Source organism: Ruegeria profundi, from assembly GCF_020171505.1.
Taxonomy (GTDB): domain Bacteria; phylum Pseudomonadota; class Alphaproteobacteria; order Rhodobacterales; family Rhodobacteraceae; genus Ruegeria; species Ruegeria profundi.
The window spans coordinates 376,603-399,155 of record NZ_JAIUZS010000001.1 but is presented as its reverse complement, the minus strand read 5'-3'; the positions used below and the strand labels follow the sequence as shown (position 1 = coordinate 399,155).

Here is a 22,553-nt window from a genome sequence, read left to right as displayed (position 1 = left end):
CAACGGATTTGAACGGGACTTATAGAGGTAGGTACCGGACCTCGTCACCAGCGGGACGTGCAGGATCATGTGGTTCGCGTACCAAAAGGGCGTTGGCTTGGGCCAGAACGCTAAGCAACGAACTGTCCTGATCCGCGCAAGCACGTATACCGTCAGCCCCAAGAACAGCGCGCATGTAGTGCTCACGTGGGCCATTCGGACCGATCGGCTCGGCCAGTCGCGCACTTTGAAATGGGGTGAGAACCTGTTCGATCCCCAGCATACGGCGCAGCATCGGAAGCAAGAAGAGATAGCCGCAAACCATTGCACTCACTGGATTTCCGGGCAATCCCACCATGGCGGTGTTCCCCAACCGACCGGCCATCAGCGGCTTACCGGGGCGCATGCGGATTTTGTAGAAAGACCGCTCCATCCCCAGGCTCTGTGATACTTCGGCAACCAGATCATATTCCCCAACAGAAGCACCGCCAATTGTGACGACTAGATCGGCCCCGACTGTCAGTCCAAAAGCTGTCTCAAGCGACGCAACCGTATCGCGTGCGATAGGAAGAATTCGGACATGCGCGCCCGCGCTTTCCAACAGCGCTTTTAATCCAAAGGTGTTCGACGCGGTGATCTGGTCCGGTCCGGGCGTTTCGCCCGGCATCACCAACTCATCCCCGGTTGAGATCAACGCGATCACAGGTTTGCGCGTCACAGGAACGGTAGGAATGTTCATCGCAGCCATCAATGCGATGTCTTCAGGGCGTAAAACGCGCGGGGCAGTGATTTTAGTGCCTTTCGTAAAATCTACGCCTGCAGGTCGAATGTTTGATTTCCGCCCAGGATCCTGGGTGATGGTAATCAGACTTTCACGTCGTTCTGTATCTTCTTGAATAACAATAAAATCTGCACCTTTCGGCACTGGGGCGCCAGTAAATATACGCACCGCCTGACCCGGACCAACCACGCCGTCGAACCGACGCCCGGCGGCGGATTCGCCGATGACTTCAAACATGGCGTGCAGCTCGGCCTCAGTCGATTTCAGTGCATAGCCATCCATCGAGGATGCAGCAAAAGGCGGCTGATCGCGCGTCGCCGTCACATCCTCAGAAAGAACACGACCGGATGCTTCTGCAAGCGGGATCTGCTCGGATGGGAGTGGTGATACAAGATCGAACAGCAGTGCTCGCGCTTCTTCAACAGAAATCATTTCGCCTCGTAACGCCCTGACTTGCCACCATCTTTCAACAGTACGCGAATGCCGCCGATTTCCATCGACTTATCAACCGCCTTGGTCATGTCATACACGGTCAACGCGGCGGTTGAGGCCGCGGTAAGGGCCTCCATCTCCACGCCGGTCTGGCCCGAAGTTTTTACGGTCGCCCGAATCTGAACGCCCGGCAAATCAGGGTCTAGCGTCAGATCGACGGACACTTTCGTTACCGGCAGAGGATGACACAGCGGGATCAAGTCCGGCGTCTTTTTCGCACCCATGATGCCAGCAAGACGTGCTACGCCCAAAACGTCACCCTTTTTAGCCCGACCTTCCGATATTAAATCATAGGTTTCCCGTGCCATCTTAATGTAAGCGGCCGCAACCGCCACCCTGTCTGTCACGTCTTTACTCGAGACGTCGACCATGTGTGCCTGGCCCTGGGCGTCAAAATGGGTCAGGGGCATCACATCACTCCGGGGATCAACGGGTTGGCAAGCAGGCTCCGCGTCGCGCCAGCAACATCATCCTGCCGCATTAGGCTTTCCCCAATTAGGAAACAGCGCGCGCCATATCGGGCGATGTCTGCCAGATCTTCGGGTGTGCTCAGCCCGCTTTCGCAAACAATGGTCCGGTCAGCGGGAACCAGTTTCGATAACCGTCGTGTCGTATCAAGAGTCGTTTTGAAAGTCTTGAGATTCCTGTTGTTTATCCCGATCAGTGAACTTTTCAGTTGAGTTGCACGTTCAAGTTCAGCTTCGTCATGAACTTCAATCAGAACATCCATACCCCAATCAAACGCGGTCTGTTCCAGTTCAGCTGCCTGGCTATCTTCGACCGAGGCCATGATGATCAGAATGCAATCCGCACCCAAAGCCCGCGCCTCAACCACCTGATAGGGGTCGTACATAAAATCCTTGCGTAATGCTGGCAACGACGTCGCCTCGCGGGCTGCAGTCAGATAGTGTTTTGCACCTTGGAAACTGGGTGTGTCAGTCAGCACGGACAAGCAAGTTGCCCCACCTTCTTCATACGCCTTGGCAAGCGCGGGCGGGTCAAAGTCCGGACGGATCAGTCCTTTGGAGGGGCTCGCTTTCTTAACCTCGGCAATCAGGCCATAACCCCTGCGCGCAGACGCCTGTAAGGCATCGGCAAAACCACGAACTTCCGGAGCGCTGTGGGCTTCACTTTCCAGTTCTTCCAGTGGTTTATCTGTTTTATCTGAAGCGATTTCCTCAAGCTTATAAGCTTTTATTCTATCCAGTACCGTCTCGGTCATGCGGCCTCCTGCGTCAATCGGGCCAGTGCGGCGATTTTTTCTTTTGCTTTTCCGCTGTCGATGCTTTCGATGGCCATGGCGACGCCTTCGCGCAAATCTGAGACTGCGTCCGCAACCACCAAAGCAGCGGCTGCGTTCAGCAGTACAGCGTCTCGGTAGGCCGAAGGGTTTCCATCCAGCAGGGCGCGGAAAGCAACTGCGTTTTCTTCGGGTGATCCGCCGAGGATGTCTTCGAACGGGTGAACCGGCAATCCCGCGTCCTCGGGGTGCAGTTCGACCTCTTTGACAACCCCATCTTCAAGGGACGCAACCCAGCTTACGCCAGTTATGGTCAGCTCATCCGTACCGTCCGATCCGTGAACCAGCCAAGCATGTTCCGCGCCCAGCAACCCCAACGTTTCTGCCATCGGGCGGATCAATTCGCGGCTGAAAGCACCGGTCAACTGGCGTTTGACACCGGCCGGGTTCGTCAACGGGCCGAGAATATTGAAAATGGTGCGAGTCCCAAGCTCCTGCCGGGTCGGCATCACATGGGCAATGGCCGGATGATGCATGGGCGCCATCATAAAGCCTATGCCGACCTTTTCCAGTGCTTTTTCAACAACTTTCGGGCCGACCATAACGTTGATTCCCAACTGTCCCAAAGCGTCCGCGGCCCCGGATTTTGAGCTGAGATTGCGATTGCCGTGTTTGGCAACGGGCACACCGGCACCCGCGACAACAAAGGCGGTCGCGGTCGAGATGTTCAGCGTACCCTTGCCATCACCGCCGGTGCCAACGATATCCATTGCACCGGCCGGAGCTTTGACCGCGTGGCATTTTGCGCGCATCACAGCCGCGGCGGCGGCATATTCCTCGACCGTCTCGCCACGGGTTCGCATGGTCATAAGAAGGCCGCCAATTTGGCTGGGCGTCGCTTGGCCCTCGAATAGTATACCAAAGGCCTGTTCAGCCTCGGCGCGGGTCAACGGCCGGTCAACAGCGGCCCCGATCAACGGTTTCAGAGCGTCGCTCATGCAGGAACTTTCATCTCGGACAGGAAATTCTTGAGCAGGGCATGTCCATGCTCGGAGGCAATGGATTCCGGGTGGAACTGAACACCATGGATCGGCAGGTCTTTGTGCTGCAAGCCCATTATCGTGCCATCTTCCAACTTGGCCGTTACCTCAAGACAGTCGGGCAGGGTCTTGGGATCAACGACCAGCGAGTGATAACGCGTCGCCTCGAAAGGTGAAGGCAAACCAGCGAACAGACCTTTACCTGTATGGTGCATGGTGCCCATCTTACCGTGCACAATCTCATGACACCGGATGACGTCACCGCCAAAGGCCTGCCCGATTGTCTGATGTCCCAAGCACACACCCAGCAAAGGCGTTTTAGTCTCGGCTGCTGCCTCGGTCAGAGCGAGGCAGATTCCGGCCTGGTCAGGGTCGCAAGGCCCGGGACTCAGCAGGATGCCCGCCGGGTTCATCGCCATGGCTTCTTGAACATCCAGGGCATCGTTTCGCCGAATGACCATTTCGGCACCAAGTTCGCCTATATAGTGGACGAGGTTGTAGGTAAACGAGTCGTAGTTGTCGATCAGCAGCAGCATTTGGGCACTTGTCTCGGATTGGGCATTTCGGACTGGCGATGCAGCCCCGCGCCAAGGTATAATGTCGGGACATACATGCTCAGGCTTGCGCGGCAGCGTCAAGGGGACATCCTGTTCTTGCTGTTGCTGAAAGTAACTGCTGCATTAGACGGCGAGTATGTATTCAAGCAAGGCCAGGACGAGAGGCAATTGTTATGGGCGGATTTGTGGGCGGGATGATCGTGGGAACGATCGTTGTACTTGCGCTGGGGGCGGTGTTGTCTTTGAACGCACCCCTAACGAACGAACCGGACGTGGCGGTGACGGCTCCGGCCCCTGAAGCGGTAGAAGTCCCCGAAACGGTTGCAGATGCCACCGACGCCGTGAGTGACGCTGATGTCCTGGACTTGGCCCCGACCACGCCCAAAGCTATTGACGATCAGACGGATACGTTGGCCGAATTGTCGGATGTCGAGCTTGAGCCAGAAGCGCAGCCTGAGTTGAAAGAAGCGGCCAAGCAGGTCGACGCGCCTAGCATTCCAAGCTCGACAGCCGTTTCCGTGGCGACCGAGGTGCCGGTTGCACCGCAGGCGCCGCCTCTTGCGCAAGCGTCGCCAAGCGCAGAAGCTTTGCCCGAAGTGTCGCTCGTCGTCCCCGAACCGCAGCCCGCGCCGATTGCTGAGGCTGAGCCAGAGACCATAAATGCCGAGTCGCAACCCAACGCTGAAGTAGCCACGCCCGAGCAGTCAGCAGAGCCTGAGGTTACTGAAACGGAAGCCAAACCCGAACCAAAAGTCGCCGAGGTTGAACCGCAGACTGACCCCAAAACCGCTGAAGTTGAACCGCAGCCCCAGCCTGAAGCGTCTGATGTTGAACCGCAACCCGAACCCGAGGTCGCGGCTGTCGACAAGCCAGAAGAGGACGTGAACCCATTTGTCGATAGCCCGATTGCCGTCGAGGGCGACGAGGATACCGCTCCGCGCGATTTGCCCCGTATTGCTTCGGTTCCACAAATCGGCGGAACCGATGAAACGTCCTCAATTCCCACGGTCGGAAAGCGCGTTCTGCCACTAACTGAGCGCGACGACGTCACCCCGGTAAGCTCTACGACTTCGGATACACTTGCACCAAGAAAGCCGATTGAGGTCTTCGCCGCCGAATTTGAAAATCCCGACGACAAGCCGCTTATGTCCATCATCCTTATCGACGATGAAGGGGCGTATGGGGCTGAAGCCTTGCGCGATTTCCCGTATCCTCTCAGCTTTGCTGTCAGCCCGTCTGACCCTGAGGCCGCCGAAAAAATGGCCCGTCATCGCGAGGCAGGGTTCGAGGTGCTAGCCTTGGTAGATCTACCCGAAGCCGCCAGCGCGCAGGATGCCGAGGTGTCGTTTGCTGTTTGGCTTGATACGTTACCCGAAACGGTTGGCATTCTCGAAGGTGTCAAATCGGGTATTCAAGGTAACCGCAAACTGGCCGATCAGGTTGCCGCGATTGCTGCCGGGACAGGGCGGGGTCTGATCACGCAAGATAATGGTTTGAACACCGTGCAAAAGCTGGCCGCGCGGAACGGTGTACCTTCAAGTGTGATCTTTCGTGACATAGACGGTGCGCGTCAGGATGCCAAACTCATGCGCCGGTTTCTGGATCAGGCCGCTTTCCGGGCTGGTCAGGAAGGAACTGTTGTAATGCTGGGACGCGTGCGTCCCGAAACGATCTCGGCCCTATTGTTGTGGGGGCTCGAAGATCGGGGCGGCCGCGTTGCGATGGCACCGATTTCGGCGGTGATGATGAAAGAGATTCGGTAAAGAGAAATGGTAAACGGCTCACCTGAAAGGCCAGCCGTTTATCATGAATTCCCAGAGCCCATGAACCGGGCTGCATCGGCGGCTGCGCGTCGGATGGCGTTGGATTTGTGGACCGTCTCCATATACTCGGCCTCGGGGTCGCTGTCATAGACGACACCGCCACCGGCCTGAATATACAGCTTGTGATCCTTTACGATTGCCGTCCGCAGCGCGATGCACATATCCATGTCGCCCCCAGCACTGAAGTAACCCACACCGCCGCCATAGACGCCACGTTTTTCGGGCTCCAATTCGTCGATGATCTCCATCGCGCGCACTTTCGGCGCACCCGAGACGGTGCCCGCGGGCATCCCGGCAAAAAACGCATCCAGCGCATCTTTGTCTTCGGCCAACTCACCGACCACGTTGGAAACGATGTGCATCACGTGGCTATAGCGCTCGATGATGAACTCTTCGGTCGGGCGCACCGTGCCGATTTTGGCCACACGACCCGTATCGTTGCGGCCAAGGTCCAGCAACATTAGATGCTCTGCCAGTTCTTTCTTGTCGGCCAGAAGGTCGACCTCGTTGGCCTTGTCTTCCTCGGGTGTTGCGCCACGAGGACGAGTGCCCGCGATTGGTCGGATCGTGACCTGATTGCCGAAGACACGCACCAGAATCTCGGGGCTGGCCCCTACAACCTGAAAGCCACCGAAATTGAAATAGAACATAAAGGGCGAAGGGTTCGTGCGTCGCAGCGAACGATAGAGGGCGAAGGGCGGCAGCGGGAAATCCTGCGTCCAGCGCTGCGCGGGGACAACCTGAAATATATCGCCCGCACGGATGTAGTCCTTGGCCTTTTCAACGGCCTCCATGTAACCGGATTTCGTGAAGTTCGATACAGGCGGCGCAATCTCAGACGCATCGCCCAAATCACGCGTCTCAGCGGGCATTGCGCGCTCCAGATCGCGCACTGCATCCATAACACGCTCGGCGGCCTGCGCGTAAGCGGCTTTGGCTGATTGCCCCTCAGCCACCCAAGCGGGCGAGACGACCGTAACCTCTCCTTTCACGCCGTCAAGGACCGCAACCACGGATGGGCGCAGCATGATGGCATCGGGCAGGCCTAACGGGTCGGGGTTCACGTCGGGCAGGTATTCCACCAACCGCACCATGTCATAGCCTAGGTATCCAAACAGCCCTGCCGCGGCTTGCGGCAGGTCGTCGGGCAGATCAATCCGGTTCTCTGCAAGCAGCGCACGCAGGTTGTCCATCGGGTTGCCATCCTGAGGTACAAACGCGTCGGCGTCGAAGCGGGCCGAGCGGTTCAATTCGGATGCTTCCCCCCGGCAACGCCAGATCAGGTCTGGTTTCATGCCGATGATAGAATAGCGGCCACGAACCTCGCCACCGGTCACCGATTCCAGCATAAATGCGTCTTTCTGTGCTCCGGTCAGTTTGAGCATCAGTGACACCGGTGTATCCAGATCGGCCGCCAAGCGGGTGTATACGATCTGGTTTTCACCAGCTTCATAGGCGCGGGCGAATCTGTCGAACTCGGGGGTCAGGGCCATTTTCGGTCTCTTTTAATAGCTCGACTGAACGGCGTTCAAAGCCTGCTGGTCAATAACTGGCCGGGCGCGGGCCTGTGCGTCCCGCACAAACGCGTCGAAGATGTTCTGGGCCAGCGCCTGGTTCATCTGCGCCTCTAGCGCGGATTGGGCCTGGCGCAATTCGTCGGTTTCCGCAGGCGGCAGCGTTTCATCAAGGCGGACGACAAAGGCCGAACCCGCACCGGGTATGACGCGCATTTCGCCCACTTCCATCTCGAAGACCTGGGTCATGAAATCTGCCGGGACATCATCCAGAAAGGCAGTGCGGGTCAGCGCATTCTCTACGCGGAAAGGCAGGCCAGTGACATTGAAATCCCCGTCCTCTTTCAATGATTCAAGGACCGACTTGGCCTGATCTTCCAGCGCTTTGTTGGTCTCAGTCAAAGTCAAGGCCGCAGCGACACGGTCGCGTGCGCTTTCCAGTGGTTCGGGGCGTTGGGGCAAAACCACGTTCAGACGCAGGGCGAAGATTGAGCCATCTTCAAGGAAGCCGACTTCGGGAAAGTCGCCTTCGTTCACAGCTTCGGCAGCCGTACGAAACCCGTCATACGCCGCGATGCCATCATCGCTCTGACCGGTCCAATCCATTTGACCCAACTCCATGTCGGTTTCCTGAACCACCTCTTCCAAGGTTGCGCCACCAGCAAGCAGGTCATTGATACCTTCTGCCTGCGCCTCAATCTGACGACGGGCGCGATCCGCGGCCAGTTCCTCGCGCAGGGCAGGGGCCGCCTCTTCAAACGGTGTACTATTTTCGGCCAGCGCGCCGTTGACGCGGAACAACGCGGGGCCAAAGGTCGAAGGCAACGGGCCTACCACTGTGTCCAGTTCAGCGGCAAAAACGGAATCGGCAGCTTCGCCCAGATCCTCGCGGGTGACGTCACCAAGGTCGACATCGCTGAGTTCCAGCTGGCGGTCACGCACGAGGTTTTCAAACGTGGTGCCGCCAACCTCAAGCTGAGCCATCGCATGCTCTGCCGCTTCTTCATCCGGATATGTCAGGCGTTCGACCAGACGACGTTCGGGCTGGAAGAACTCGGACGCGCGTTGATCGTAGAGTCTGCGCACCATCTCTTCATCGATCTCGACGCTGTCCAGCAGCATGTCGGGGGACAAGATCGCATAGGTCAGCTGTTTTGTGCGGGGCAGGGTGAACTGATCCTGGTTTTCATCGTAATAGGCCTGAATCTGTTCATCCGTCGGTGCAGCAACGGGCGACTCCAGAGCATCTGGCAACACCGTAGCAACAGTAAAACTGCGACGCGCGGCGATATAGTCGGTCAGCACCTGCGTCACGACAGCAGGCATTTCGACTCCGCTAACCACCGCATTTTGGACGATCGTACGCGAGGACTCCTTGCGTAAATCCGACTCGAACTCGGAATCCGTCATCCCAACCTGTTCCAGTTGAAATTGATAGGCTTCGCGGTCAAAGCTGCCGTTTACACCCTGAAAAGCGGGGATTGCGAGGATTTCCTCTTGCAGGTTTTCGTCGCCGATGGAGATCCCAAGTTCGCCAACCTCATTGTCCAGCGCGGCCAGCGCGGTCAGGCGAGACAAGGCCAATCGATCCAATCCGATCTCATGCGCCTGCGACATTTGCAAAGGTTGTCCGGTTTGCTGTTCTACGGCACGGATTTCGCGCTGAAGTTCGCGCACGTATTCGTTGACCGAGATATCTTCGTTTCCGACCTGCGCAACAGAGCGCACCGTCCCTGTCAGGTTGGTTGCGCCAAAGCCCGCCAGGCCTACAAACAGCAGGCCCATCAGTATCCAGACGAAGGTTTTCGATAGGTTTTTCATGCCTGCGGCCATGGTGCCCTCTTGTTCTGTGGCAAGGATCTGCCCTGTCGGTTGACGCCTTGAATACGACGCGCACCGCCGAGGGGCAAGCTCAGAAGGACAGCGCTTGCAGACGTTCGAACAATTGCGCGATTCCCGAGCGGTCGAGATTGGCAAATGCTATGCGAACCTGACGCTTTCCAGCCGGGTCGCCGTCGGGCATGAACATGGTCCCTGGCAGCAGAAGAATGCCGGCCTCGGGGACCAGACGTCGCGCCAGCGTGTTCGATGGGATGTCAAAGGGATGTTCGAAATAGGCGAAATACGCACCCAAACCCAACAAGCGCCAGCCCTTGTCTGTCAAACGTGGTAGATGCTCTCGAATCGCGGCGCGACGGTCGAGGATTTCGTCACGTTCCTGCGCGACCCACTGCGACAGGTTCTGCATACCCCAAAGAGCCGAGAATTGGCCGATCTGGCTTGGGCAGATCGCGACTGTGTCGAGGAATTTCTCAACTTCCCTCAACAGGCTTTCTCCGCTGGCAATCGCGCCAACCCGATGTCCGGTCAGGCGATAGGCTTTGGAAAAAGAATAGAGGTGGACCAGCGTGTCTTCCCACCCCGGTTGGCTGAACAAATCGTGGGGCGGGCCACTGCGGCTGTCGAAATCGCGATAGGTCTCATCCAATATAAGACGAATGCCAGCTTCGCGCGCGAGGTCATAAAACGCGCGGACCAAATCGCCGGGATACTCAACCCCGCCCGGGTTGTTGGGCGTCACCAACACGATGGCGCGAGTCTTGTCGGTGATCAGCGCGCGGGCGGCCTCTGCATCGGGCAGCAAATCGTCCCCGGTTTGAAGATCGATGGCGTTAACGCCAGCCATGTCCAACCACATTTTGTGATTGAAATACCATGGCGTTGGCAGAATAACCTCATCCTCCTGATCCGTAATCGCGGTGATAACGGCGGCAAAGGCTTGATTGCACCCCGATGTAATAGCTACCTGATCCGCACCCACGTTGGCCCCGTAGTGCTGACCAATTTGCGCCGCAAGCGCGGCTCTCAGTTCGGGGTTTCCAAGCACTGGACCGTAAAGATGAGCGCGGTCTTCGGTTACAGCGAATTCGGCCATTGCCTGACGCATAGCCAAGGGCGGCGGATCTACTGGCGCGGCCTGACTGACATTGATTAAAGGACGGTCTTCAGGGAAAACTACACCTTCCAACCATCGTCGCGCCTCCATCACCGGAGGGGCAAACGTAGCAGCAGTGCGTGTCAGGCTCATGCGCGGTCCTTGTTGTTCTGCTCAGGATCAGTCGGTGCCGCGATACGGCTCAACATATTGCAGGGCCATATCCCAAGGGAAAAAGATCCAGGTGTCCTGGCTGACCTCGGTGATGAACGTGTTCACCATCGGGCGACCTTTGGGTTTGGCGTAAACAGTTGCAAAATGCGCCTTGGGGTACATCGCGCGCACGAGCTCGAGGGTTTTGCCACTATCGACCAGATCGTCGATGATCAAAATGCCTTCGCCATCGCCCATGAGTTCAGCGTCCGGAGCCTTGAGAACCTCAGCCTCGCCTTGTGCCTGATGATGGTAAGAGCGCACGCTGATCGTATCGACGGTACGAATGTCCAGTTCACGGCTGACAATCATCGCGGGCGCCATACCGCCGCGTGTGATCGCAACTACAGCACGCCAGGCACCGTCATCTGGGCCTTGCCCGTCCAGACGCCACGCCAACGCGCGCGAGTCGCGATGAATTTGGTCCCAGCTTATGTGAAAGCCCTTTTCGTGGGGCAGACGGTCCTTGGCGCTCATGAGTTAACCCTTTTCAACGTCAGGGGCGTCGACGGCTTTCATGCCGACGATATGATATCCTGAATCTACGTGCAGGTTCTCTCCGGTCACGCCGCTGCTGAGATCAGACAAGAGGTAAAGCGCCGATCTGCCGACATCATCGATGGTCACGTTGCGGCGCAGGGGCGAGTTATACTCGTTCCATTTCATAATGTAGCGGAAGTCGCCTATGCCACTGGCGGCCAGAGTCTTGATCGGACCGGCCGAGATTGAGTTGACGCGGATACCGTCTTTGCCCAGATCCTCGGCCAGATATTTGACCGATGCTTCCAATGCTGCCTTTGCTACACCCATTACGTTATAATGCGGCATAACCTGTTCCGCGCCGTAATAAGTGAGTGTAATCGCGCTGCTTCCTTCGGACATCATCTTCTCGGCGCGTTGCATCACGGCCGTGAACGAATAGACAGACACATCCATAGTCAGCTTAAAATTCGCGCGGCTGGTATCGACGTAACGGCCCCGAAGCTCGTTCTTGTCAGAAAAGCCGATCGCGTGAACAACAAAGTCCAGTTTGCCCCATTTTTCTTCGAGCGAAGTGAACAAAGCATCAATTGACGCCTCATCACTGACATCGCAGGGCAGAACGATTTCACTGCCAAGCTGTTCTGCCAATGGATCGACCCGCTTTTTTAACGCATCACCCTGATAGGAAAAGGCCAACTCGGCCCCGGCATCGGAAAGAGCGCGGGCAATCCCCCATGCGATCGATTTATCATTGGCCAGTCCCATGATGAGGCCGCGTTTGCCGGCCATCAACTGATTTGACATGTGTGGTTCTCCGCCTGTCGTCGCGATTTGTTGCGTTGGTTTATGCCATTGGATGCGTTCCATCAAGGCCGTGAACTCTTGCTCGCAGCGGGTTCTCGCCCTAGGGTGTAACTTAAAAGTTTCCGGGGGATGGAAATGACAGAGCGTGACGGCATTTTTGCTGGCACTGATCCTTTTGCAATTGCGGGACGGTGGCTGGCAGAAGCTCAGGACACTGAACCGAATGATCCCAACGCAATTGCGCTGGCGACCGTGGATAGCGATGGCCTGCCCAATGCACGCATGGTTCTGCTGAAAGAAATCGAATCCGACGCCTTTGTTTTCTACACCAACTACGAAAGCGCCAAGGCGGCCGAGCTGGATTCGGCGGGAAAAGCGGCTTTTGTGATGCATTGGAAATCATTGCGGCGTCAAATCCGTGTTCGTGGTACAATAACGCGTGAAACCGGGCCGCAGGCAGATGAGTATTATGCCTCTCGTTCGTTGAAAAGCCGTTTGGGGGCGTGGGCGTCAAAGCAGTCCCAGCCTCTCAGCAGCCGATCTGCTTTGATGGCAGAGGTTGCAAAGGTGACCGCGAAGTTGGGACCGAACCCACCGCGACCACCATTTTGGGGTGGATACAGGTTGGTGCCGACAGAGATCGAGTTCTGGGCCGATGGTGCGTTCCGTCTGCACGACCGGTTCCAGTGGCGCCGGGATCAGGCAGGCTCGGAATGGGAAGTGCAAAGGTTGAATCCATGACGTTCGCGTATCGTGAAATGCAACACGCAGGAACTAAAGGTTTTTTTCAACTTGAATTTGCGCGACAATTTCATACACATCGGACCCTTAACGAGCAGTTGACATTCGCGTTAGGAAAACCGTGCCAGAAGACCTGAACAATATGTACCGCGTTCGTGGACACGTGAAATGGTTCGATCCCGCTAAGGGATACGGGTTTGTTGTGTCGGACGAAGGTGGCCCGGATATCCTGTTGCACGTAAATGTATTGCGCAATTTCGGTCAAAGCTCGGTCGCGGATGGCGCCGGGATCGAGATTATGACGCATCGCACGGATCGCGGTGTTCAGGCTGTAGAGGTTATCAGCGTTGATCCGCCAGCGCGGACCGACTCAATGATGCTAGCGGACTTTGCTGAGCTTGATCCGGTCGTGATCGCCGAAGCGCCGTTAGAGGCTGCGCGGGTAAAATGGTTCGACAAGGGCAAGGGCTTTGGTTTTGCCAATGTTTTTGGCCGCGGCGAGGATGTGTTTCTGCATATCGAAGTTCTACGCCGGTCTGGTTTGGCCGATCTGCAACCCGGTGAGGCGCTTGCGATGCGCGTTATCAGTGGCAAGCGCGGACGTATGGCTGCTCAGGTATTGGCCTGGGAAGCGGCGTTGGACGAATAATTCCTGATGGCCAGAATTTTTACGGTTCTTGCAAGTATCCTGATGCTATGGACCGGTGAGGTTCTTGCTGCATGTGTGGATGACCGCGTCAGCCTGCGAAACGATAAGGCTCAGATTACCTTCAACGTGGAACTGGCGATAAGCCCGCAGGAGAGGGCGCGTGGCTTGATGTTCCGTGAGTCGCTGCCGCAGCGGGCTGGCATGCTGTTCGTGTTCGACCCGCCGCAACCAGTCGTATTCTGGATGAAAAATACTCTGATTCCACTGGATATCATTTTCCTGAATCGCAGCGGTGCAGTTGTTCATGTGCACCACAACGCGATTCCGGGTGACGAAACGCCGATCGAGGGTGGCGATTCGGTGTTTGCGGTTCTCGAAATCAACGCCGGGCTTGCTGATCAGTACCTGATCACACCGGGTACGCAGATGCAGCACAAAATTTTTTCACAAGGACCTGCAATTTGGCCCTGTTAGGGCTTTTCAAATCCGAACGGCATCGTTAGGAAGGCGCACGGTCCGGGGCGTGGCGCAGTCTGGTAGCGCACCTGTTTTGGGTACAGGGGGTCGTAGGTTCGAATCCTGCCGCCCCGACCACTTCTCTTACTACGTTGGTGTTCCACCCATTCTTTGAAACAGGGCACCAATAGCCGGGTCCAAAGCCTTGCTTTCCACGGGGACCTTTACAGCAGGGCCTTTTTTCTGCGGCACATTAAAATACAGTTCGGCATCCACACGGTAGCCTGACGCGTTTTTTGTTGATGTCATGCGCATCACACTTTTCGGCAGATCCTGCGGATAACCGTCGTAGTTGAGAATCAGAAACGCTGTGGTCTCGGGCGGTAACAATTCCTGACATTCGAAAACCCGATTCCCGATTTTTTCGAACTGCTCGGCTAGGCCATCACACTCGGTTTCGAAGGTTGTGAAAAGACGTTCAGGATAGGTTTCGAACTGTGCGCTTTTTGTAGGGGTGGGGGCGATTTGTTGTGTGCAAGCCACGATCAGGGTCAGTACTGGAAACCACCTTAGTACCTTCATCGCCCATCATCCTTTTGACTCACTGTATCGATCATGCTGCCTCCTGCCTGGTGCGGTCGGTGAAGGGCCCTGATTCTTTTTGAACCTATCCACCATATCGTGAGTTTATAAAGTGCTCGTAACTGTGTAGAGAAAAACAGCTAATCTGGCAGCGTCAAAACTCAAGACGCTTCTGCGAACCCTAGATGACCCTGTGGAGGAATCGGTATCGGCCAAAAACCGTGGCTGCCGGAACTTTTGGGTCAATACAAAAGATTTCAAAAATCACTGAAAAATGCCGTTGACGATCTATGGCCGAATACGTCAAGTTGTATGGGCCGAAAGGGGTGCTACTAAATCTGGTATGATAATCAGAAATAGCACAGGGCGAGGGCCGGAAAGCACATCAATTTATCGTGCAGCCGCGTCGGCGGTATTACGCTGCCGTAGGCGGTGCTTGGCCAGCCGCGCCCAATCTTGTCTGGCACGGCGTTCGGGTTGCGCAGGCGCGCCTGACGCAAACGGAAAAGTTGATTGAATCTAGGGCGGCGGACATGAAGATTGACAGAAAATTCACTAAGTCGGGGCAGGACGCATACGCAAATCTGGACTTTGTCACAGCGACGTCCGAAATCCGTAACCCGGATGGAACAATTGTTTTCCGCCTGGAAGAAATCGAAGTTCCCGCAGAGTGGAGCCAAGTCGCAAGCGACGTGATTGCGCAGAAGTATTTCCGCAAGGCTGGCGTTCCCAGCAAGCTGAAGAAGGTCAAAGAAAAGGACGTACCCGAGTTCCTGTGGCGGTCGGTTCCCGCTGAGGGAGCAGAATTCGGCGGCGAGACATCTTCGAAGCAAGTATTCGACCGTCTGGCCGGCGCTTGGGCCTATTGGGGTTGGAAAGGTGGCTATTTCTCGACCGAGGAAGACGCGCGCGCTTACTTTGACGAGATGCGTTACATGTTGGCGACGCAGCGCGCTGCGCCGAACTCGCCGCAATGGTTCAACACTGGTCTCCATTGGGCGTATGGCATCGACGGCCCGGCACAGGGGCACCACTATGTCGACTACAAGACTGGCAAGCTGACCAAATCGAAATCTGCCTACGAACATCCGCAGCCACACGCGTGCTTCATCCAGTCTGTTGGTGATGATCTGGTGAATGAAGGTGGCATCATGGACCTGTGGGTGCGCGAGGCCCGCCTGTTCAAATATGGCTCGGGTACCGGCACCAACTTTAGCCACCTGCGCGCAGAAGGCGAAGCGCTGTCTGGTGGCGGTAAGTCATCGGGCCTCATGGGCTTTCTCAAGATCGGCGACCGCGCCGCTGGCGCGATCAAGTCAGGCGGCACAACCCGTCGAGCAGCAAAGATGGTGATCGTCGATGCGGATCACCCTGACATCGAACAATTCATCGAATGGAAGGTGATCGAAGAACAGAAGGTGGCCTCGATCGTTGCCGGATCGAAGATGCACGAAAAGATGCTGAACGGCATTTTCGAGGCCATCCGCTCGTGGGATGGTGCGCAGGATGACGCGTATGACCCCCAAAAGAATTCGGCATTGAAGAAGGCCATTCGCGAGGCCAAAAAGGTCGCAATTCCAGAGACATACGTTAAACGCGTACTAGATTATGCCAGGCAGGGGCATGACAGTATCGAATTCCCAACCTACGATACGGACTGGGATTCCGAGGCCTATAGCTCGGTCTCGGGTCAGAACTCGAACAACTCGATCCGTGTGACCAATGCGTTCCTGACAGCGGTCGAGAAAGACGCCGATTGGGAACTGATAAACCGCACCGATGGCAAAGTGGCCAAGACTGTTAAGGCCCGCGATCTGTGGGAAAAGGTCGGTCACGCGGCCTGGGCTTGCGCCGACCCGGGCATTCAATTCCACGACACCGTCAACGAATGGCACACATGTCCCGTAGATGGCGAGATTCGCGGATCAAACCCGTGCTCGGAGTACATGTTCCTCGACGACACGGCTTGTAATCTGGCGTCGATGAACTTGCTGACCTTTCTGAAGGATGGGGAATTCCAGGCGGAGGATTATATGCACGCCTCGCGTCTTTGGACGCTGACGCTGGAAATCTCGGTGACAATGGCGCAGTTCCCGTCCAGGGAGATCGCGCAGTTGTCCTATGACTTCCGCACGCTGGGTCTGGGCTATGCCAATATCGGCGGTTTGCTGATGAACATGGGCTACAGCTATGACTCGGATGAGGGGCGGGCGATCTGTGGTGCGCTGACTGCCATTATGACGGGTGTGGCCTATGCGACGTCGGCTGAAATCGCCGGGGAGCTGGGTGCGTTCAAAGGGTACAAGCGCAACGCCGACCACATGCTGCGCGTGATCCGCAATCACCGCCGCGCGGCGCAAGGCGTAACCGAGGGTTATGAGAAGCTCGCAGTGAAGCCCGTGCCTTTGGATCATGGCAACTGTCCGGATAAGCGACTTGTCGAGTTAGCCATGTCGGCTTGGGATGAGGCGCTGAGCCTGGGTGAAAAGAACGGCTATCGCAACGCGCAGGCCACTGTGATCGCACCGACCGGCACCATCGGTCTGGTGATGGATTGTGACACCACTGGGATCGAACCTGACTTCGCTCTGGTAAAGTTTAAGAAGCTTGCCGGTGGCGGGTATTTTAAGATCATCAACCGTTCGGTGCCTTCGGCGCTGGAAAAGCTGGGCTACTCCTCGTCTCAAATTGAAGAGATCGTAGGTTACGCGGTCGGCCACGGTACAATCGGCAATGCGCCGGGCGTCAACCACACGTCGCTGACCGGTCACGGCTTTGGCCCAAGCGAGCTGGCCAAGGTAGACGCTGCACTGGAAAGCGCATTCGACATCCGGTTCGTCTTTAACCAATGGACGTTGGGTGAGGATTTCTGCACCGGTGTTCTGGGCATTCCGGCGACCAAGCTGAACGACCCTACCTTCGACTTGCTACGTCATCTTGGCTTCAGCAAGGCGGATATCGACGCGGCCAATGACCATGTCTGCGGAACTATGACTCTGGAAGGCGCACCGCACCTGAAAGAGGAGCATTACGCGATCTTCGACTGCGCCAACCCGTGCGGCAAGAAAGGTAAGCGTTTCCTTGGGGTGGATAGCCACATCACCATGATGGCGGCAGCGCAGAGCTTTATCTCGGGTGCGATCTCGAAGACGATCAACATGCCGAATGACGCGACCATCGAGGATTGCCAGAAGGCCTATGAACTCAGCTGGTCGCTGGGTGTGAAGGCGAACGCGCTGTATCGCGACGGTTCGAAACTGTCGCAGCCTTTGGCAGCGGCGCTGGTCGAGGATGACGACGAAGCAGCAGAAGTTCTGGAAAGCGGCTCGGTGCAGGAGAAAGCCGTCGTTCTGGCCGAAAAAGTGATCGAGAAGGTTGTGGTCAAGGAGATGATCCGGAGCCATCGCGAGAAACTGCCCCATCGCCGCAAGGGCTATACCCAGAAGGCGATCGTGGGCGGCCACAAAGTCTATCTGCGCACCGGTGAGTTCGAAGACGGCAAGCTGGGCGAGATCTTTATCGACATGCACAAGGAAGGCGCTGGCTTCCGGGCGATGATGAACAACTTCGCCATCGCCGTGTCGGTCGGCCTGCAATATGGTGTGCCGCTGGAGGAATTCGTCGACGCCTTTACCTTCACCAAGTTCGAACCAGCTGGGATGGTGCAGGGCAACGACTCGATCAAGAACGCGACGTCGATCCTTGATTACATCTTCCGCGAACTGGCCGTGTCCTATCTGGACCGCACCGATCTGGCCCATGTGAAGCCCGAAGGAGCGACCTTCGACGATCTGGGCCGGGGCGAGGAAGAGGGCCGTGCGAACGTGTCGGAAATCAGTGAAAGTGCGGCGTCCAAGTCTCTGGAAGTGTTGAAGCAAATCAGTTCAACCGGATACCTAAGAAAGCGCCTTCCGCAAGACTTGGTCGTGTTCAACAGTGGCCAGGCCGAACTGAACGGCATGGCGGAACCCGCTGCACAATTCGAAGCGTCCGTCGTGGAAACAACTGTGGCGACCAGTATGGACGCCCGCACCAAGGCTAAGATGCAGGGCTACGAAGGCGACCCTTGCGGCGAATGCGGAAACTACACGCTGGTGCGCAACGGCACCTGTATGAAATGCAACACCTGCGGGGCGACCAGCGGGTGTAGCTAAGGCAAACGCCCCGTCAGGCGGGGTGTAGGGACCTGGGTTTCCAATGGATTTCCGGTCCCGACGAACACTGAGAGAGGCGCCAAGACTTACCAGGGATGCCTTTCTCCACTCGGTCGACATGCCCGTGTTGGCCGGGAACAGGGTGGGGCGGAATATTTGCTCCCTCCCACTCTTTCACGGGGCGGGTGCGCTCGTCCCATGCGCAGTCCAGGCCGCAGGCAAAAAAACACCGGGCGGTCAACGAAATGAGCCTGGAAGGCGAAACTGACAGGGGGCCTCGGCCCCCTTTCTTTTTGCCGTCCAATAGAGCTCCTAGGTAGACTCTCGCCGCGATACGAATGTCCTCATATGGCTGGCTGCCGAAGCTAAGGTAGCCAGAACGAACGCCATTATTCCAGTGGGTTACTTGCCGAGATGGATGTTAAACACCTCGCGAATCTCAGCGTCCAGCAAGGGGTTAAAACGGGCTGGCGAGGGCGTGGCCAAAATCTCATGCTTGCGTTTGACAGCCTTCTCAATCAGGTCGGGTTTGCCAAGTTCGGCCCATTCTTTAGGTGATGTGCGGTCGCCAAAGTTGGGATAAACGTAATCCGCCTGCATCCGGCTGAGTGTTGCATCGACACCAAGGTAGTGACCGGGGCCGCCCATACAGACCTGCGCTATCTGATCCAATGCAAGCGTTTCGTCAGTGACCTCGATCCCGCGCACGCAGCGCTGTGCCTGACCGATCAAATCGTCGCTTAAGATCAGGCTTTCATGACAAAACCCAAGCAAAGACGCGTGCATGCCCGCAGCTTCGTATACCATGTTCAAACCGGCAAGACCTGCCATGACGTTTGAGCACATCTGCTCCCAACCCGCTTGCATATCGGGCAGTTTCGAATCCGACGCACCGGCAGCGGCCCCGCCCGGCAAATCGTAGAAACGATGCATCTGGGCGCAACCTGCGGTCAGCAGAGCTTGCTCTCCGGACCCAATGGACATTGCACCAGTCCGAAGGTCGAGACCAAAGGGCCAAGTCCCAAAAATCGCCGGGGCGCCGGGGCTTACAGCGTTGACATAAACCAGTCCGGCAAGGCATTCGGCGGTCGCTTGCGCAATTGCTCCGGCGATCGTTGAGGGCGCGGTAGCACCGGCCATCCCGGCAGAAAGCAGCAGGACTGGCATCCCGGCTTTAATGCATTCTTCCATCACTTCGCAGCTTTCAGTTGCGAATTTCATCGGCGGGACAACGAAACAGTTCGAATTCGACACAAATGGTCGTTCACGATACTTACCTTCGCCGCCAGCAATCATGTGGATCATCTCCATCGCAGGAGCAACATGACTGGGTTCGGTAAATGAGGTGCCAATATGTTTAAACGTGCCTGAACAGGCGGCATAGATCGTGTTCAGGTCCATCTCCAGATTGTCAGCAATATCGCGGCAGACCATTGGACGTTGAACAAAGTGAATGTTTTCGAGCTGTTCACAGATACGCGCGGCGTCGTGCAAATCTTGTACGGTCGAGTCGCGATATTCCTGCCCATGCACATCGACCATACTGACCGCGGCACCGGCCGTGCCGTAATGGACCTTCGTGCCCGACAACTCCAGATCGGTTTTACCGTCTCGGCTGTAAAGAGTTACCGAGCGGTTGGCCTTTGCGAGCGTATCTTCAACCAAAGCGCGCGGAAATCGGATGCGACCATCGTCGCCCAGTGTGCAGCCAGCCCCAACCAGATAGTCGATGCCGCTTTGCGGGGCATCTGCCAAACCGATGGTTTCCAAGGCGGTCAGGGCTGTTTCGTGGATGCGTTCGATCTGGGCTTGGGTCAGAACATTTAGCACTCCGCCTTCCATGCCGGGGCGGATTGGGCGCAAATGCTCGGGCAACGCGGTGGCGCGTGCAGCACGTCGCGCAGCGCGGCCACCAGTGCGGGATGAGGTTCGGGATTGATCGTTCATGGTATGGTTTCCGAGCGTTAAGGTACATCAGGATGGGTGTTTCAAACCCCTGAAGGCCTTCCTCGTGCTGCACGCCCGCGGTCCGCACCGATCGTGCGGCTGACCAGTCGAATTTTCCAGATGTCGTTCTGCATGCCGGTCCTCACCTATGTGAAGAAGTATTCGGTCTTGCAGTGTTGCAATCTGTTCTGTTTGCGACCTTGGGCTCCAAAAACGAAGTAAACACGCGGATGTCACACTGTTCATTCGTATGCGCAAGTTTTTCCCTGCGCGGACGTAAATCTGTTATACTGATTTCACTTATTTGAAAGTGTCTCGTGTCTTTAATTGAAACTTAATGATCACGAACCAAGTTATTGAGTTAGTGCTACTTTAAGAACCGAAGCTGTGGCGTAAGGTTTTTTAGGAGAGGTTAGTGAAACGCCTTTTGGTGATCAGTCTATCTTTAGCAACTTCGCTTGCGACCCCGGTTTTGCCCGAGGATTGGACTGGTGCCTATGCCGGGTTCAGTTTTGGATACGCTGATGCGGATGGTCCGGATGGTTCGGGCGGAGATGACTTTGGCCTTGGTGCCCATATCGGATATGACCGGGACTTTGGGAATTTCGTTTTGGGTGGTGAGCTTGAGTACAACCACCTTTCCCTCAGCCTGGGTGATGGCGAGGGTACTTTGGACGGCATTGCCAGCGTGAAACTGCGCGGTGGTTACGATTTTGGCAGTGCCCTTGGTTACGTGGTGGTCGGCGCAGCCAGAGCGGACGCTTCGGCCGACAATGACACCGCTGCCGTGTACGGAATTGGTGTGGCCTACCCAATAGGCGACCGCCTTATCATCAGTGGCGAGGCATTGAGACAAGAGTTCGACGATGTCACGCGATCGAACGGCACACTGGATACAAACGTGTTCAACCTGCGCACCTCTTTTCGGTTCTAGTTGCGTTTAAGTTGCCGCGACCTGCTTCTTTGCCAGGTCCGCAGCAAATGTGCAGATTGTCGATAGCGCTGCGCAGAACCTTTCATCGTCAATTGTCATCGCCACGCGGATGTGCCCCGCTGCTGCGGATCCAAAGCTTTCACCCGGCATAACTGCAATCGAATGCGAATCCAGCAGGTCGTTTGCGAATTCCTCACCGCTCAGGCCGGTGGCGCGGATGTCCAGCATCAGGTACATGGCTCCTTGCGCGGGAACTAAACCGACTGTGTTTTGGGAGTTCAGAATTTCAACGGCCAAAGCGCGCCGTTTGCGGAACGGCGAAGCGATCTGCTCTTCCAACTCATGTCCGGCGTTCAGCGCGAAACTTGCGGCGTCCTGAATAAATCCGGGTACGCCGTATGTCGTGTGCGTCGCGAGGTTGATCAGATGGGCGATTACTTCTTCCGGCCCCACGACCCAGCCGCAGCGGGATCCCGTCATGGCGTGGGATTTTGACATCGAACCCACAACGAGGGTTCGTTCGGACATACCGGGCAGGGTGCGAGGTGAGATATGCTGACCGTCCCATACCTGAGTGTCATAGACTTCATCTGAAATCAGCCAGAGATCGCGGTTTCGGCACAGTTTGGCGATACCTTCAAGGGTCTCGCGCCCGTAGACCGCTCCGGTAGGGTTGTTCGGCGTGTTGATCAACAATGACACAGCGCCGTCAGCGGCAGAATCGATGAGGTTGGCGCGCGGCTGGAATGCATCCTCGGCGGTGGTTTGGATTGCCCGCGCCACAGCACCTGCACCGCGGATCGTTCCTGGGTAGGTGGCATAGAACGGGTCGAGATACAGGCCCACATCGCCCGGATCGCAAACAGCAACATGCGCTGCGAACAATCCCGCCTGACCGCCAGGGGTGATCAACACGTTATTGCGGGTGGTCGGCACACCGGTCCGCGCTTGTAGCCGAGCGGCGATCGTGTCTCGCAGCAGGTCGGTGCCCGGCACCATTGCGTAACCGGTGTGACCTTGACGCGCTGAAAGGTCCATGGCCTCCAGTATCGTCGGGTCCGTGCGTATATCATGCTCACCAATGGTCAGTTCGGTTACGGCATAGCCGTCGAGGATCATCCGGCGGGCGCGGTAGAATACATCCCATCCGTCACCGCCGTCTTTGGTCAGGTGCGTGATGCGCTGCGACAATTTCATGGCCCGCTCCCGTTCTGTCGTTTTCGGGGACA

19 protein-coding genes and 1 tRNA gene are annotated in these 22,553 nt (G+C 56.7%); 7 read left to right on the top strand and 13 right to left on the bottom strand.

The window, feature by feature from the left end:
• Positions 1-19: 19 nt before the first annotated feature.
• From LCM21_RS01840 to LCM21_RS01820, 5 genes are read right to left on the bottom strand one after another with little or no spacing between them, the layout of a single operon-like run.
• On the bottom strand, positions 20-1,192 hold the full coding sequence (locus LCM21_RS01840; RefSeq protein ID WP_224889066.1) for a molybdopterin molybdotransferase MoeA: 1,173 nt from the start codon (positions 1,190-1,192) through the stop codon (positions 20-22).
• Positions 1,189-1,662 (bottom strand): cyclic pyranopterin monophosphate synthase MoaC, encoded by a 474-nt coding sequence (moaC, locus tag LCM21_RS01835; RefSeq protein ID WP_224889065.1) that lies wholly within the window; start codon positions 1,660-1,662, stop codon positions 1,189-1,191. Before moaC ends, LCM21_RS01840 begins: the two co-directional genes overlap by 4 nt.
• Positions 1,662-2,474 carry an indole-3-glycerol phosphate synthase TrpC gene (trpC, locus tag LCM21_RS01830; protein WP_224889064.1) on the bottom strand — a complete coding sequence of 271 codons (813 nt, stop codon included), beginning with the start codon at positions 2,472-2,474 and terminating at the stop codon, positions 1,662-1,664. Before trpC ends, moaC begins: the two co-directional genes overlap by 1 nt.
• A complete protein-coding gene (trpD, locus tag LCM21_RS01825) occupies positions 2,471-3,490 on the bottom strand; it encodes an anthranilate phosphoribosyltransferase (protein WP_224889063.1) in 1,020 nt (339 codons plus the stop codon). Before trpD ends, trpC begins: the two co-directional genes overlap by 4 nt.
• A complete protein-coding gene (locus LCM21_RS01820) occupies positions 3,487-4,068 on the bottom strand; it encodes an anthranilate synthase component II (RefSeq protein WP_068331436.1) in 582 nt (193 codons plus the stop codon). Before LCM21_RS01820 ends, trpD begins: the two co-directional genes overlap by 4 nt.
• Positions 4,069-4,262: 194 nt before the next feature.
• Here LCM21_RS01820 and LCM21_RS01815 point away from each other — a divergent pair, with 194 nt between their 5' ends.
• Complete coding sequence (locus LCM21_RS01815; RefSeq protein WP_224889062.1) at positions 4,263-5,852, top strand: divergent polysaccharide deacetylase family protein; 1,590 nt, start codon at positions 4,263-4,265, stop codon at positions 5,850-5,852.
• A 41-nt stretch (positions 5,853-5,893) separates the two neighbouring features.
• Here the strand turns inward: LCM21_RS01815 and trpE are convergent, their stop codons facing one another.
• The 5 genes from trpE to fabI form a co-directional block, all read right to left on the bottom strand.
• The gene (gene trpE, locus LCM21_RS01810; protein WP_224889061.1) at positions 5,894-7,405 is read right to left on the bottom strand and encodes an anthranilate synthase component I; all 1,512 of its coding nucleotides are present in this window, start codon (positions 7,403-7,405) and stop codon (positions 5,894-5,896) included.
• Positions 7,406-7,417: 12 nt separating this feature from the next.
• Positions 7,418-9,259 (bottom strand): peptidylprolyl isomerase, encoded by a 1,842-nt coding sequence (locus LCM21_RS01805; protein WP_224889060.1) that lies wholly within the window; start codon positions 9,257-9,259, stop codon positions 7,418-7,420.
• Between the two features lie 79 nt (positions 9,260-9,338).
• Positions 9,339-10,514: an aminotransferase gene (locus tag LCM21_RS01800; RefSeq protein ID WP_224889059.1), complete on the bottom strand. Its 1,176-nt coding sequence runs from the start codon at positions 10,512-10,514 to the stop codon at positions 9,339-9,341.
• Positions 10,515-10,541: 27 nt separating this feature from the next.
• Positions 10,542-11,051, bottom strand: coding sequence for a xanthine phosphoribosyltransferase (gene gpt / locus LCM21_RS01795; protein ID WP_224889058.1), 510 nt, complete (start codon positions 11,049-11,051; stop codon positions 10,542-10,544).
• Positions 11,052-11,054: 3 nt separating this feature from the next.
• Positions 11,055-11,861 (bottom strand): enoyl-ACP reductase FabI, encoded by an 807-nt coding sequence (gene fabI, locus LCM21_RS01790; RefSeq protein WP_224889057.1) that lies wholly within the window; start codon positions 11,859-11,861, stop codon positions 11,055-11,057.
• A 135-nt stretch (positions 11,862-11,996) separates the two neighbouring features.
• On the opposite strand from fabI, the gene pdxH reads away from it, so the two are divergent.
• The 4 genes from pdxH to LCM21_RS01770 all read left to right on the top strand — a co-directional run bounded on the left by pdxH (position 11,997) and on the right by LCM21_RS01770 (position 13,845).
• The gene (pdxH, locus tag LCM21_RS01785; RefSeq protein ID WP_224889056.1) at positions 11,997-12,602 is read left to right on the top strand and encodes a pyridoxamine 5'-phosphate oxidase; all 606 of its coding nucleotides are present in this window, start codon (positions 11,997-11,999) and stop codon (positions 12,600-12,602) included.
• A gap of 142 nt (positions 12,603-12,744) precedes the next feature.
• Positions 12,745-13,251 carry a cold-shock protein gene (locus tag LCM21_RS01780; protein ID WP_263618898.1) on the top strand — a complete coding sequence of 169 codons (507 nt, stop codon included), beginning with the start codon at positions 12,745-12,747 and terminating at the stop codon, positions 13,249-13,251.
• Between the two features lie 6 nt (positions 13,252-13,257).
• Positions 13,258-13,725 (top strand): DUF192 domain-containing protein, encoded by a 468-nt coding sequence (locus LCM21_RS01775; protein WP_224889055.1) that lies wholly within the window; start codon positions 13,258-13,260, stop codon positions 13,723-13,725.
• Between the two features lie 43 nt (positions 13,726-13,768).
• Positions 13,769-13,845, top strand: a tRNA-Pro gene (locus LCM21_RS01770).
• A gap of 9 nt (positions 13,846-13,854) precedes the next feature.
• On the opposite strand, the gene LCM21_RS01765 is transcribed toward LCM21_RS01770, so the two are convergent.
• Positions 13,855-14,289, bottom strand: a complete 435-nt coding sequence (locus tag LCM21_RS01765; RefSeq protein ID WP_224889054.1) for a hypothetical protein — start codon at positions 14,287-14,289, stop codon at positions 13,855-13,857.
• 533 nt (positions 14,290-14,822) lie between these two features.
• On the opposite strand from LCM21_RS01765, the gene LCM21_RS01760 reads away from it, so the two are divergent.
• Positions 14,823-18,443, top strand: a complete 3,621-nt coding sequence (locus LCM21_RS01760) for a vitamin B12-dependent ribonucleotide reductase (protein WP_224889053.1) — start codon at positions 14,823-14,825, stop codon at positions 18,441-18,443.
• A gap of 402 nt (positions 18,444-18,845) precedes the next feature.
• Here the strand turns inward: LCM21_RS01760 and LCM21_RS01755 are convergent, their stop codons facing one another.
• A complete protein-coding gene (locus LCM21_RS01755) occupies positions 18,846-20,390 on the bottom strand; it encodes a trimethylamine methyltransferase family protein (protein ID WP_224889052.1) in 1,545 nt (514 codons plus the stop codon).
• A 415-nt stretch (positions 20,391-20,805) separates the two neighbouring features.
• On the opposite strand from LCM21_RS01755, the gene LCM21_RS01750 reads away from it, so the two are divergent.
• Positions 20,806-21,324, top strand: a complete 519-nt coding sequence (locus LCM21_RS01750) for an outer membrane protein (RefSeq protein ID WP_224889051.1) — start codon at positions 20,806-20,808, stop codon at positions 21,322-21,324.
• A 6-nt stretch (positions 21,325-21,330) separates the two neighbouring features.
• On the opposite strand, the gene LCM21_RS01745 is transcribed toward LCM21_RS01750, so the two are convergent.
• The gene (locus LCM21_RS01745) at positions 21,331-22,521 is read right to left on the bottom strand and encodes a pyridoxal phosphate-dependent aminotransferase (protein ID WP_224889050.1); all 1,191 of its coding nucleotides are present in this window, start codon (positions 22,519-22,521) and stop codon (positions 21,331-21,333) included.
• Positions 22,522-22,553: the final 32 nt, after the last annotated feature.

Excerpts from the sequence above, each read along its gene's own strand:
- LCM21_RS01840 (WP_224889066.1), bottom strand. The coding sequence starts at position 1,192 with ATGATTTCTGTTGAAGAAGCGCGAGCACTGCTGTTCGATCTTGTATCA.
- moaC (WP_224889065.1), bottom strand. The coding sequence starts at position 1,662 with ATGCCCCTGACCCATTTTGACGCCCAGGGCCAGGCACACATGGTCGAC.
- trpC (WP_224889064.1), bottom strand. The coding sequence starts at position 2,474 with ATGACCGAGACGGTACTGGATAGAATAAAAGCTTATAAGCTTGAGGAA.
- trpD (WP_224889063.1), bottom strand. The coding sequence starts at position 3,490 with ATGAGCGACGCTCTGAAACCGTTGATCGGGGCCGCTGTTGACCGGCCG.
- LCM21_RS01820 (WP_068331436.1), bottom strand. The coding sequence starts at position 4,068 with ATGCTGCTGCTGATCGACAACTACGACTCGTTTACCTACAACCTCGTC.
- LCM21_RS01815 (WP_224889062.1), top strand. The coding sequence starts at position 4,263 with ATGGGCGGATTTGTGGGCGGGATGATCGTGGGAACGATCGTTGTACTT.
- trpE (WP_224889061.1), bottom strand. The coding sequence starts at position 7,405 with ATGGCCCTGACCCCCGAGTTCGACAGATTCGCCCGCGCCTATGAAGCT.
- LCM21_RS01805 (WP_224889060.1), bottom strand. The coding sequence starts at position 9,259 with ATGGCCGCAGGCATGAAAAACCTATCGAAAACCTTCGTCTGGATACTG.
- LCM21_RS01800 (WP_224889059.1), bottom strand. The coding sequence starts at position 10,514 with ATGAGCCTGACACGCACTGCTGCTACGTTTGCCCCTCCGGTGATGGAG.
- gpt (WP_224889058.1), bottom strand. The coding sequence starts at position 11,051 with ATGAGCGCCAAGGACCGTCTGCCCCACGAAAAGGGCTTTCACATAAGC.
- fabI (WP_224889057.1), bottom strand. The coding sequence starts at position 11,861 with ATGTCAAATCAGTTGATGGCCGGCAAACGCGGCCTCATCATGGGACTG.
- pdxH (WP_224889056.1), top strand. The coding sequence starts at position 11,997 with ATGACAGAGCGTGACGGCATTTTTGCTGGCACTGATCCTTTTGCAATT.
- LCM21_RS01780 (WP_263618898.1), top strand. The coding sequence starts at position 12,745 with ATGTACCGCGTTCGTGGACACGTGAAATGGTTCGATCCCGCTAAGGGA.
- LCM21_RS01775 (WP_224889055.1), top strand. The coding sequence starts at position 13,258 with ATGGCCAGAATTTTTACGGTTCTTGCAAGTATCCTGATGCTATGGACC.
- LCM21_RS01765 (WP_224889054.1), bottom strand. The coding sequence starts at position 14,289 with ATGAAGGTACTAAGGTGGTTTCCAGTACTGACCCTGATCGTGGCTTGC.
- LCM21_RS01760 (WP_224889053.1), top strand. The coding sequence starts at position 14,823 with ATGAAGATTGACAGAAAATTCACTAAGTCGGGGCAGGACGCATACGCA.
- LCM21_RS01755 (WP_224889052.1), bottom strand. The coding sequence starts at position 20,390 with ATGAACGATCAATCCCGAACCTCATCCCGCACTGGTGGCCGCGCTGCG.
- LCM21_RS01745 (WP_224889050.1), bottom strand. The coding sequence starts at position 22,521 with ATGAAATTGTCGCAGCGCATCACGCACCTGACCAAAGACGGCGGTGAC.